The following is an 11,861-nucleotide window of genomic DNA, read 5'->3' on the forward strand; positions in this document are numbered from 1 at the left end:
CTCATCGGGACTCCTGGTTCGCGTTCAGGGCGGCGAGGTAGCGGTTGTAGGCCGTGAGCTCGTCGTCTTCTTCGTCGTCTGGCCGCACGACCGGCCTGGGCGGCGGCGCGGGGGCGGGCTCCGGCACGGGTTCGGCGGCCGCGCGCTGGCGCAGCTTGCGGAAGCGCCAGAACATGTAGGCGGGGGCCAGGCCGAACAGCGGCCACTGCAGGACGTACCCGAGGTTCTGGAACGTGCCGTTGGTCGAGGAGAAGCGCTCCCACTGCCACCAGGCGAGCCCGCAGCAGACGGCCAGCGCCAGCACGGACACCCCGACCACGAGGAGTTTGCGTGCCACGCCCGGTCGTTCCCGCACCCGCCGATGCTAACCCGCGGTCCCCGGCGGCTTGCTGAGAGCCGTTCTCAGCTTGCCGCGGCGCGGGCGTAGTGGTCGGCCAGGCCGTAGACCCGCTGGCCGTAGGGGACGGAGTTGTTGTACGAGAAGACGCCCTGCCACCAGCCCTTGGCGCTGGTCATGTCGCGGCCGTCGGCGCACAGGTAGCGGGCCGCGGCGAAGGCGGCGTCGTCGATCTGCTGGGGGTCGCCGACCCCGTCGCCGTCGCCGTCGGAGGTCCAGGTGCGCCAGGTCGAGGGGATGAACTGCATGGGCCCGACGGCGCGGTCCACGGTCGCGTCGCCGTCGTAGCGGCCGCCGTCGGTGTCGGCGATGGCGCGCACCCCCGCGGAGCCGTCCAGCGGGACGCCGATGATCGGGATCGACGGTCGGCCGTCCGCGCCGAGGGTGGCGTCGCCGTAGCGGCCGTGGTCGGACTCGACCCGGCCGATGGCGGCGAGCGTGGCCCAGGACAGCCCGCAGCGGGGGCTGGTGGCGCGCACGGCGAGCTCGGCGTTGCCGTAGGCCATCAGGGCCCGGGGCGGGATGTCGGTGGTGCGACCGAGGCGCTCAGCCCAGGGGCGCAGCGCCTCGGGACCGGTGCGCGCGCCCGGCTGGCCCTGCCCGGCTGCGGGCGGCACGGCACCGGCGGCCTCGACGGGCGCGGCGGAGTCCGGGTCGACCGCGGCTGGCTCGACCGAGTCGGCGGGCGCGTCAGCGGCGGAGGCGGGCACGGACGCGATCCGGACAACCCAGATGACCGCGGCCGTGACCAGCAGCAACAGCGTGACGAGGGCCAACCGCAGCAGCAGTTCGGGGCCGCGTCGGGACCTTCGGTGGGGCTTGCCCGCGGGGTTCGTGGTCGCCACCGTGCTCCAGCCTGACTCGCTGTCCATGCCGGGGCGCGGTGCGCGCGCCCGGTCGTCAACAGCATCGACGAGGGAGCACAGTGGCGTTACGCGGGGGTGGGGGTGCTGGGCGCCGTGTCACGCGACGCCGTAGCAGCTCTATGTGGCGCCATCGCGACTGTTAGGCGGCACCGCCATGACTATTACGCGATGCCGTCACGACTCTTACGCGGCACCGTCCGCGACCGTTATGCGGCGCCGTCTCGGCGCTGACGCTGCAGGCGGGCCACGCACCAGGCGGGTGCGCTGCCGCGGCGCAGGTGTTCCAGGACGGTGAGGGGACCGAGCCGTCGGGACAGGTCGGATGGCGCCAGGCCAGCCGCGCGGTAGTCGAGGGCGCGCTGGTCCAGCGGGCTCATCCCCGCGTCCCACCACTCCTCGGCCTCGGCGACGCCACCGACCATCTGCCACCAGCCCGCGGCGGCGGCGATCAGGTCGTGCGGCACGTCGGGCAGCCGCTTGCGCATCGCGGAGAGGTAGCGCGGATCAGCCGCCTCTACCGTCGCCCAGCGCGAGGCCCCGGCACGGGCTCGCTGGCCGGGGATGCCCGGCGAGGCGATGATGGGGGCATCGGCGAGCCACTCGGACGCGATGCGGTGGGCCTCGTCGGCGTCCGCGTCCTGCGCGCGCTCGGCGGTCCACTGTCGGACCAGGGCATCGACCCCGGGATCGTCGAGCATTCTGCCTCCTGGAGGTCTCATGATCACTCGATGGCTGAAACCGTAGGGGCAGGGACCGACAGATCGCCAGAGGCAAAACGGACCAGTTCGCCGAACGGACCCCCAAAGCAGGCAGATCCACCCGGACGGTCCAATATGGATCTTCGGTCCACCAAAGATCATCACCGATCGTGACGGCGTGGCGGCTCGACCGACGGCCCGGCGGGCGCTCGGCGGTCGCGGCCAGGGCCACTCAGGCGAACAGGTTCTTCAAGAACGTGATGATCGCCTCGGCGCCGTCGCGCAGCCAGGAGAACAGCCCCTGGACCGCCTGCGCGGCCTGGGTGGGCTGGCTGATCACGTAGAACAGCACCAGCGCGACCGCGACCAGCAGCACGACTTTCTTGGCGTTCATCGATCCACTCCAGTCCTCATACCCGGCCTCGCGGCGCCCCCGGCACGGCTCCCGACCCCGGCGCCCGGTCCATGATCCCCCATCCTGACCACCGCGCGCGGGATTTCGACGGGCGCGGTCGCCGTCGGTGAAACCGGAGACCCTCTTCGGACCAGCCCCGACCACCGCCCGCGTCGGGTCGGTCACCCTACGGGCCGAACGCGCCGATCACCCGGTGACCACGCCAAGATCGACCCGCCATCCCAGAAACGGTGTCACCTTTGGGCCGACGGCCGGGTTGGGACAGCACGGGGCCCGGTGACCGGGTAGAAAGTCGAGGCGCGCTGCTGGGGTCACCTGCCTGGCGCGCGGGGCCGGAAGGCCCTCGGTCCCCGCCCAGCAGGCGGGCGCCGGGCAGGCCGCCACAGCGCGGCCGTGCCGGAGGCTGTGAGGACGCCACAAGCACCCTCACAGCCGTTTTCCGTTTGAGGCGCTTGAGCGTGTGCGCTTGTGTGGGGGTTGTCCACAACCTGGTGCTTCGTCCCCAGGGGCTGGTTGACGCTCCCGTTCTGTGGGGGTGCGTCGGTAGGCTGTATATCGGGGGCTTCTGGGGTAGTTGATCTTGCTGGGGGGCTGGGTTGTGGCGGCGGGTGGGGGGTTGGTTGTCCACAACGTCTTCTGTTGTCCACAGGGCGTTGTTCGCTGCTCCCGTTGTGTCGGTGCGTCTCGGTAGGCTGTGTATTTGGGGGCTTTCGATCAGGTTGATCTTGGCGTAGGCCGGGGTTGGGAGTGCGGGGCAAGAACTTCGGGCCTCCGCCTTCGGCTCCGGTGGACGGCCTCGTCGCCTGGCGGCGACCTCGGCCACCCGGGGATCGGACGCCTCGTTGCCTGGCGGCAACCTCGGGCCCGATCCGCGATTTTCGAGCTGTGCTCGATGGGGTGGACCTGTTTTGTGCGGGGCCCCTACGACACCCGTGGCAGGACCGCACAGCAGGGGCCGAAAAGCATGGCCCTGCCGCGAGGCGACGCTACGGCTGCCGTCCCCCCACGCAAAACAGGTCCACCCCATCGAGCAGTTGGCACCAGCGAGTCCGACTGTCCAGGCGCTGGGTTGGCAGGGCAGCCGAGGGCGGGCTGGGTTGGCACCGGCCGTTCCGAGTGTCCAGGGGCTGGCCAGGTGGGTTGGGGCGGACCTGACGGCAGCTGGGTTGGCACCGCTAGGTCCGAGTGTCCAATGGCTGATCAGGTGGGCTGGGGCGGACCTGACGGGGGGCGGGATGGCACCGCTGGGTCCGAGTGCCCAGGTGCTGGGTTGGCAGGGCTGACTCGGTGGCCTGGGCTGGCACCGACTGTTCGAGTGTCCAGGGGTCTGGGTTTGTGGGTCGGGGGCCAGTCCTGCCGGGGATGGGATGACAGCCCTACTCCGCCGTGGGCGAGGCCCTCAGAAGTTGCCGGTGCCATCGCAACCCGTGCAGCCCAGCCGCTGGGCGCTCGAAAGTTGCCGGTGCCGAGATGGAACTGCCACGTCCGGCCAGGTGTCCAGCGCGGATGGTGTTGTGCTGCAAGGGATGCAGGCTTGGTGGGGGCGAGGGTTCGGCTTTTCCGGTTGGCGTGCCCGCTACGCTGGGGTTCTCGCCAGAATGGGTCTTTGGGCCGCGCCGGAGCTGGAACGCAGGAGTCTGCTGATGTCACGTCGCTACATCACTACTGCCATTCCCTATGTGAACTCCAAGCCGCACGTGGGGTTCGCGATGGAACTGGTCGAGACCGACGTCATGGCTCGGCACTGGCGGCATCGGGGGCATGAGGTGCACTTCCTCACCGGGACCGATGACAACTCGTTGAAGAACGCGATCGCCGCTGAGGCTGAGGGGGTGCCGACCGAGGAGTTGGTGAACCGCAACGCGGCGATTTTCCACGATCTTCGGGGGCCGTTGCAGATCAGCTTCGACGACTTCATCCGGACGAGTTCGGATCCTCGGCACAAGGTGGGGGTCGAGCGGTTGTGGCACGCCACGGACGAGAACGGTGATCTGTACCGGAAGCACTACGAGGGCCTGTACTGCGTTGGCTGCGAGCAGTTCTACACCGAAGCTGAGCTGCCGGGCGGTCTGTGCCCCGAGCACCTGACCGCGCCGCAGTTGGTCAATGAGGAGAACTGGTTCTTCAAGCTCTCTAACTACCAGGACCGGCTCCTCGACCTGGTCGAGTCGGGCGAGTTGCGCATCGAGCCGCCCAGTCGTCGCAATGAGGTGCTCGGGTTCATCAAGGGCGGGCTGCAGGACTTCTCGATCTCGCGTTCCACGGAGCGCGCCCGTGGTTGGGGTATCGCGGTACCCGGCGACCCCGGTCAGGTGGTCTACGTCTGGTGGGACGCGCTCGGGAACTACATCACCGCGCTCGGGTACGGCGCCGACAGCGAGGACTACCGCCGTTGGTGGGTGGACTCGGACGTCCGCACGCACGTCATCGGCAAGGGGATCGTCAGGTTCCACGCCGTCTTCTGGCCCGCGATGCTCATGAGCGCGGGGCAGCCGCTGCCGACCACGATCTTCGTGCACGACTACCTGACGGTCGAGGGCAAGAAGCTCGGGAAGAGCCTGGGCAACGCGATCGACCCCGTCGCGATCGTGGAGCGGTTCGGTGCCGACGCGCTGCGGTGGTGGTTGGTCCGCGAGGTGCCGCGCACCGGGGACGCGGACTTCACCGTCGAGCGCCTGGTCAACCGGTACCACGACGAACTCGCCAACGGGCTGGGGAACCTGGTCAACCGGACCGTCAGCATGGTCCACAAGTACCGCGACGGGGTCGAGCCCGCGCTGCCCCCGCAACTCCCGGCGGGGGCACTGGCGGACGCGCTGGCTGCGGTTCGCGGTGACGTCGACAGCGCCCTTGAGCAGTTCGACTTCCGGCAGGCGACCGGGGCGGTCTGGCGGATCGTCGATGAGGCCAACCGGTACGTGGTGGAGGTTTCGCCGTGGACCCTCGCCAAGGCCGAAAAGGCGGGCGACGCGGACGCGGCAGCCAAGCTCAACGACTCGCTTGCGTTGCTCTTGAAGGCCATCCGCGTCGTGGCGGACGAGTTGACCCCGTTCTTGCCGGAGGCGGCTAAGCGGGTGGCCGCCCAGGTTGAGCTTGCGGAGGGGGTTCTCCCGAAGCCCCTGCCGCTGTTCCCCCGTATCGAGGACCTGACTGCTTAAGCGATCACCGCGGCGTCGCGCAGGCGGGTGATCTCCGAATCAGGCACCCCGAGCTCGGCCAAGACCTCAGCCGTGTCCGCGCGGGGAGGGCGTGGCGGAGTGGGGGCGGTGGCGGGGGTTCGGCTGAAGCGCGGCGCTGGTGCGGGCTGGGTCTTGCCGCCGACCTCGACAAAGGTTGAGCGGGCGGTGTTGTGCGGGTGGTCCGGGGCCTCGCCGGGGGTGAGGACCGGGGTGAGACACGCGTCGGTGCCTTCGGCGAGTTTGGTCCACTCGTCGCGGGTGCGGGTCAGGACAGCGGTGGCGATCTGGGTGCGGAGGGCGGGCCAGGTCGACGGGTCCAGGTGGTTGGGCGGGTCTTCCAGGCCAAGCACGTCAACCAACGCGGCGAAGAACCGGGCCTCGATCGCGCCGATGGCAACGTACTTGCCGTCGGCGGTCTCGTAGGTGTCGTAGAACGGCGCGCCACCGTCGAGGAGGTTGGCGCCTCTTGCACCGGGCCAGAGTCCCAGGTTGCGCAAGCCATGCAGGCTCGTAGTGAGCAAAGCAGCGCCCTCGACCATAGAGGCGTCCACAACCTGCCCTCGCCCGGACGTCTGTCGTTCAAAGAGGGCGGCGAGTACGCCCATAGCGAGCAACAGCCCTCCGCCACCAAAGTCGCCGAGGAGGTTGAGAGGCACGGTGGGCTTACCGCCTGCGGGACCGATCGGCTCAAGAGCTCCAGCGACCGCGATGTAGTTGATGTCGTGACCCGCGGCAGTCGCAAGAGGACCTTCCTGCCCCCACCCGGTGATGCGGCCGTAGACCAACCCGAGGTTGCGCGCCAACAACGCGTCCGGCCCAAGACCCATGCGTTCGGCGACGCCGGGGCGGAAGCCCTCGATCAGGACGTCCGCGCGGTCGACGAGGCGCAGGACCAGGTCGAGGCCCTCGGGGGACTTCACGTCGACGCCGATCCAGCGGCGGGAGCGGGTGAGGGGGTCGTCGGGGAAGCCCAGGACATCGGCACCGGGGCGGGCCCGGTCGACCCGGACCACCTCGGCGCCGAGGTCGGCCAGGACGGTGCAGGCGAAGGGGGCGGGGGCCAAGCCTGCCAGCTCGACCACGCGCAGACCGGTCAGTGGTCCCATGGGTGTTTCTCCTGGAAGAGGGGTCACAGGGAGCGGGAGATGATCTCCTTCATGATCTCGTTGGTCCCGCCGAAGATGGGCTGCACGCGCTGGTCGAGGTAGATCCGGGCGATCGGGTACTCGGTCATGTAGCCGTAGCCGCCGTGCAGCTGCAGGCACTCGTCGATCGCCTTCATGGCCCGGTCGCTGGTCCACCACTTGAGCATCGCCACGGTCGGGATGTCGAGTTCGCCGCGCAGGTGCTTGGCGAGGCAGTCGTCGAGGAACACCCGGGCGACCCGGGTCTCGGTGGCGATCTCGGCGAGGGTGAACTTGGTGTTCTGGAAGTGGTACACCGGGCGCCCGAACGCCTGCCGCTCCTTGGTGTAGCTCAGGGTCAGCTCCAGGGCGACCTCCATGGCCACCACCGAGGAGATGCCGATGATCAGCCGTTCCTGCGGCAGCTGCTGCATGAGCTGGACGAAGCCCTGGCCCTCGACCCCGCCGAGCAGGTTGCCGACCGGGATCCGCACCTCGTCGAAGAACAACTCGGCGGTGTCCTGCGCCTTGAGACCGATCTTGTCGAGCACCCGGCCGCGGCGGAAGCCCGCGCGCTCGGTCTCGACGATGACCAGCGAGGTGCCCTCGGCGCCCTTGGTCGAGTCGGTCTTGACCACGACTATGACGAAATCGCACTGGCCGCCGTTGGTGATGAACGTCTTGGCGCCGGAGACGACGTACTCGTCGCCGTCGCGCACCGCCTTGGCCTTGATGTTCTGCAGGTCGGACCCGGCGCCCGGCTCGGTCATCGCGATCGCGCCGACCCACTCACCGGAGGCCAGCTTGGGCAGCCACGCGTGCTTCTGCTCCTCGGTCCCGTAGGCGAGCACGTAGTGCGCCACGATGCCGTTGTGCAGCGACACGCCCCAGCCGCTGTCGCCGGAGCGGGCCTGCTCCTCCAGCAGCACGGTCTCGTGCGCGAACGTGCCGCCCCCGCCGCCGTACTCCTCGGGGATGGACAGGCAGAGCAGGCCGACCTCGCCCGCCTTGGTCCACAGCTCCCGGTCGACCTGCTTGTTCTCGATCCAGCGCTCGGTGTTGGGCGTCAGCTCCTTGGCGCAGAACGTGCGCGCCAGGTCGCGGAAGGCGTCCAGGTCGTCGTCCATCCAGGGGGATCGCTGGGTCACCGGAAGGCCTCCTCGCGGCAAAAACAATCCGATCTGCATGTAAGTTCCCCTGTGAAGGTACATGCCGACCGAACTGACCGTAAAGTGCCAGCACACCCCGATGTGGGAGGCCCGGCGCGAGGAGGTCCGGAGGTGGCCGTGCGCACGCACCGCACTCAGCAGGAGCGCAGCGAACAGACTCGCGAAGCGCTGCTCGACGCGACCATCGGTTGCCTGGTGGAACTGGGGTACGCGCGCACGACCGTGCAGGAGATCTGCCTGCGGGCAGGGGTCTCCAGGGGTGCCCAGCAGCACCACTTCACCACCAAGGCCGAGCTGATGACCGCCGCGCTGGAGCACCTGTTCGCCCGGCTGACCCGCCAGCTGCGCGAGGCGGCGGTGGACCTGCCGCCGGGGCCCGCGCGGGTCACCCAGGGCATCGACCTGCTCTGGGAGGCCTACTCCGGGACGCTCTCGACCGCCGCCGTGGAGCTGTGGGTCGCCGCGCGCACGGACCCGGAGCTGCGCGAGACGCTGCGCCCGGTCGACCGCGCCCTCGGCCACGCCACGCTGGAGCTCTACCGGGAGGCCGCGGGCGTGGAGCTGCCCGAGGCCGAGCTGGAGACGTTGTTGCTGCTCAGCGTCAACCTGGTCCGCGGCTTGGCGCTGGACGCGATGATCGGTGGCGACGCGGGGCGGCGCGGCAGGCTGCTGGAGGAGTGGAAGGCGACCGCGCTCGAGCGCTACACCTCGGCGAGCGGCGCCTGAGGCCGCAGGCGACTGGGTGTGGCACCCCCAGCCGTGCCCATCCGGTGCAGGCGGACGGGCACGGCCGCGGCTGTGCCTGACTTGCTGGTTTGCGGTGGCCGACCCGGCCCTCGCTCGGGTCGGCCACCGCTACTCATAGATGAGGGCCGCGGGACGCTTACGGGACGTTCGCTTCCGCAAACAATATGGCGGGCGTCATCCGGCGGCCCCCACCTGCCAGGATCGCCCGCGTGACAACCGCACCCGACAGCCCCGCGCCGGACGGCCCAACTCCCGATGGCCCGGCTCCTGGCAGCCCAACTCCTGACGGCCTGGCTCGCGGCGGCTCGGCTTCTGACGGACCGGCTCTTGGCAGCCCTGCTCCTGACGGAGCGGCGCCGCAGGGCCAGGTACCCGCTGCGCAGCCGCCCGCCTCGATCGACGCCACGGTGCGGGCGCCGCTGTGGTGGCCGGGCATCGTGACGGCGGGCGGCCTGCTGACGGCCGGGGTGCTCGCCGCGCTCGGGGCGGCGTTCCCGTTGGTCGACTTCGCCGACGAGGGGCCTGCGGCGGGCTTGGCCACCGGCGGCCTGGACGATCCCGGACCGGACGACCCGGGTTTCGGCATGGACGTCACCGGACCGGACGACGCGGGTTTCGGTGGGATGAGCGGCGAGGTCCCCTTCGAGGAGAGCCTGTGGTCGGGCCCCGGCCCCGGCGCGAGCGACCTGCCCGGCGCGTTCGGGCTGGTACCGCTGGACAGCTGGCTGCCGGTGACCGCGGGCGCCGTGCTCACCCTGCTCGCGGGCCTGATCGCGGTGTTCGCCGTCGCGCGCACCGGCCACGCGGTGGTCACCGCCACCAGGGTCGCCGCGGCGCTGAGCACGGGCGTGCTGGTCACCGGCTCGTTCCTGGTCCTGCGGTCGGTGTTCAGCCTCACCGCCTGGTTCGGTGCCCTCGGTGCCGAACTCGGGAACCCGCTGCCCAGCCCGTCCGCGGGCGCCGGGGCCATCCTGCTGCTGGTGGCGAGCGTGGTCGCCCTGGTGGGCATGGTGCTGTCCTGGGGACCGGTCCCCAGGCGCACAATCGGCGGCGCATTCCCCGGCATCGCTCCCCACCCGCCCCTGGCCACCGAGCCCCGGCAACTGCCCAAAGAGGACGACCAGTAGCGGTTCGACCTGCGAAGATCAGCGGCGTGTCACTCGCACCCACCGGTCATGAACCGGCCCCACCGGCTCCCGCCCGAACAACACCGAGATCAGCGACAACCCCTTAAGACCCGGTCTCGAAACTCGGCGTGTCGCTAGGTGAACCATCGGCCCGCCCCTGGCTCCGCACCGCCCGCCTGCGGGCCCGGCCCGACGGACCGGAAGGCCGTCAGAGAGACTGGGGGCCACTGCCCGCCCTCTCGACCTGGAGCCTTTGATGCCGCAAGGGACCGTCCGCTGGTTCGACGCCGAACGGGGCTTCGGCTTCCTCGCGCCCGAGGACGGCTCGGCGGACGTGTTCGTGCACGCCTCCGAGATCGTCGAGGACGGCGGCGCGAAAGTGCTCCGCGAGGGTCAGGCCGTCGTGTTCGAGGTCGGCGAGAACGACCGCGGGCCCCAGGCGCTGCGCGTTCGGGTCACCGCCGATGCGGCCACCGGCAGCGCCGTGGGCCTGCTCGGCACCGTCAACTGGTACGAGCCGGGCAAGGGGTACGGCTTCGCGTCGCCGGACGGCGGCGGCGCCGACATCTTCGTGCACAGTTCCGCCATCGTGACCGGCGGCGTGGTCACCGAGGGTCAGCGGGTGGCCTTCCTGGTCGTCGAAGGCGAGCGCGGCCCGCAGGCCGGGCACGTGATCCCGCTGGGAGCAGGGGCAGGCTCACCCGCTGCGGCTGGTGTCGCGGACGGTGCCGACGGCACGGTGGCCTGGTACGACGAGGACAAGGGCTTCGGCTTCATCAACCCCGACTCCGGCGCCGGGGACGTCTTCGTTCACGCCCGTGCCCTGACCGAAGGGCTGACGTGGCTCGCGGAGGGCGACCGCGTCGCCTACGAGGTGGCCAGTGGGGACAAGGGCCCGCAGGCCCGCGACGTGCACCTGGTCCGGGGCGCCGAGCCCCAGACGGCGCCGCAGCGGCCGGCACCTGCCGCGGGGCCTGCCGCGCGGGACGTGCCCGCCCGAGGCGGCGAGGGCGTCGTCGCGCGCTTCGACGGCGACCGCGGCTTCGGCTTCATCACCCCGGACGCAGGCGGCGACGATCTCTTCGCCCACGTGTCCGTGGTCATGGGGTCGGAGCCGCTGCAGAAGGGTGACCGGGTCCGGTACGCGGTGCGCCAGAGCGACCGGGGCCCGCAGGCCGACCGCATCGAACGCCTCTGATGAGGCGGCCCCACCGACGGGAATGGACGCGTTAGACCTGGTCGCAGAGCTCGATCTTCATGAGCAGGCGGACGTTGATCACGGTTCGGGCCAGCGTGAGTAGCGCCAGCGTGGTGCGTCGGTGCGAGTACTCCCGGAAGTATCCACCGGCCCCGCCGGAACCATCCTGATCGTCGCCTGCGCCGTGACGCTGATCGGCCTGGCCCTGCTACCTACGACCAAGCGGCAGCCCACTGGACACTCGGAAGCACCGCTGCTGTAGCGGCCCCGCGCAAGTTCGCCCCCACCGAGCTCCTCACCTTGCCGCGTCCAGCCGAAGACCCGAAATCCCTTGCCCCGCAACCCAATCCCGGCCAGCGCAAGATCATCTGCCGCAAGAGCCCCCGATATACAGCCTAACGAGGAACCCCGACAGAACCGGACCAGCGACTAGGGCCTGTGGACAACAGAACACGTTGTGGACAACCGCCCGCCAGTCCAGCACCTGGACACTCAGAAGCCAAGGTGCCACCCCAGCCCAACCCTCTGGACACCCGAACCCAGCCGTGCCAACCCAGCTCCCGCCGGGTCCGCCCCAACCCACAAACCCAGCCCCTGAACACTCGGACCCGACGATGCCAACCCGGCTGCCGTCAGGTCCGCCCCAACCCACCTACCCAGCACCTGGACACTCGGACCCTGTGGTGTCATCCCAGCCCGCTCTCGGCTGCCCTGCCGGCCCAGCGCCTGGACTGTCGGACCCGGCGGTGCCAACTCGACTGCCGTCAGGTCCGCCCCAGCCCACCTGCTCAGCGCCTGGACAGTCGGAGTCGCTGGTGCCAAGTGCTCGATGGGGCGGACTTGTTTTGTGTGGGGGGACGGCACCCGTAGCGTCGGTAGCGGACAGGGCCATGCTTTTCGGCCCCTGCTGTGCGGTCCTGCCACGGGTGTCGTAGGGGCCC

At 70.4% G+C, this 11,861-nt stretch carries 11 protein-coding genes; 5 read left to right on the top strand and 6 right to left on the bottom strand.

What is annotated here, in order from left to right; translation table 11 throughout:
• Position 1 precedes the first annotated feature (1 nt).
• From LV75_RS27385 to LV75_RS27400, 4 genes are all read right to left on the bottom strand, one after another.
• The gene (locus tag LV75_RS27385) at positions 2-355 is read right to left on the bottom strand and encodes a hypothetical protein (protein ID WP_253889949.1); all 354 of its coding nucleotides are present in this window, start codon (positions 353-355) and stop codon (positions 2-4) included.
• Positions 356-402: 47 nt separating this feature from the next.
• Positions 403-1,269 carry a lytic murein transglycosylase gene (locus LV75_RS27390; RefSeq protein WP_253889951.1) on the bottom strand — a complete coding sequence of 289 codons (867 nt, stop codon included), beginning with the start codon at positions 1,267-1,269 and terminating at the stop codon, positions 403-405.
• Positions 1,270-1,469: 200 nt separating this feature from the next.
• Positions 1,470-1,961 carry a helix-turn-helix transcriptional regulator gene (locus LV75_RS27395; protein ID WP_253889953.1) on the bottom strand — a complete coding sequence of 164 codons (492 nt, stop codon included), beginning with the start codon at positions 1,959-1,961 and terminating at the stop codon, positions 1,470-1,472.
• A gap of 232 nt (positions 1,962-2,193) precedes the next feature.
• Entirely contained in the window at positions 2,194-2,355 is a 162-nt protein-coding gene (locus LV75_RS27400; RefSeq protein ID WP_253889955.1) for a hypothetical protein, read from the bottom strand.
• 1,664 nt (positions 2,356-4,019) lie between these two features.
• Between LV75_RS27400 and metG the strand changes: the two genes are divergently transcribed.
• The gene (metG, locus tag LV75_RS27405) at positions 4,020-5,534 is read left to right on the top strand and encodes a methionine--tRNA ligase (protein ID WP_253889957.1); all 1,515 of its coding nucleotides are present in this window, start codon (positions 4,020-4,022) and stop codon (positions 5,532-5,534) included.
• Here the strand turns inward: metG and LV75_RS27410 are convergent.
• Positions 5,531-6,661 (bottom strand): CaiB/BaiF CoA transferase family protein, encoded by a 1,131-nt coding sequence (locus LV75_RS27410; RefSeq protein ID WP_253889959.1) that lies wholly within the window; start codon positions 6,659-6,661, stop codon positions 5,531-5,533. The genes metG and LV75_RS27410 overlap by 4 nt on opposite strands.
• Before the next feature lie 23 nt (positions 6,662-6,684).
• A complete protein-coding gene (locus LV75_RS27415; RefSeq protein WP_253890013.1) occupies positions 6,685-7,806 on the bottom strand; it encodes an acyl-CoA dehydrogenase family protein in 1,122 nt (373 codons plus the stop codon).
• A 153-nt stretch (positions 7,807-7,959) separates the two neighbouring features.
• On the opposite strand from LV75_RS27415, the gene LV75_RS27420 reads away from it, so the two are divergent.
• The 4 genes from LV75_RS27420 (at position 7,960) to LV75_RS27450 (ending at position 11,182) form a co-directional block, all read left to right on the top strand.
• Positions 7,960-8,574: a TetR/AcrR family transcriptional regulator gene (locus LV75_RS27420; protein ID WP_253889960.1), complete on the top strand. Its 615-nt coding sequence runs from the start codon at positions 7,960-7,962 to the stop codon at positions 8,572-8,574.
• Positions 8,575-8,804: 230 nt separating this feature from the next.
• Positions 8,805-9,722, top strand: a complete 918-nt coding sequence (locus LV75_RS27425; RefSeq protein ID WP_253889962.1) for a hypothetical protein — start codon at positions 8,805-8,807, stop codon at positions 9,720-9,722.
• 256 nt (positions 9,723-9,978) lie between these two features.
• Entirely contained in the window at positions 9,979-10,920 is a 942-nt protein-coding gene (locus tag LV75_RS35660; protein ID WP_308211049.1) for a cold-shock protein, read from the top strand.
• A gap of 121 nt (positions 10,921-11,041) precedes the next feature.
• Positions 11,042-11,182, top strand: a complete 141-nt coding sequence (locus LV75_RS27450; RefSeq protein WP_253889964.1) for a hypothetical protein — start codon at positions 11,042-11,044, stop codon at positions 11,180-11,182.
• Positions 11,183-11,861 lie beyond the last annotated feature (679 nt).

Origin of the sequence: Actinokineospora diospyrosa (assembly GCF_024171925.1) — a bacterium.
Taxonomy (GTDB): Bacteria; Actinomycetota; Actinomycetes; order Mycobacteriales; family Pseudonocardiaceae; genus Actinokineospora; species Actinokineospora diospyrosa.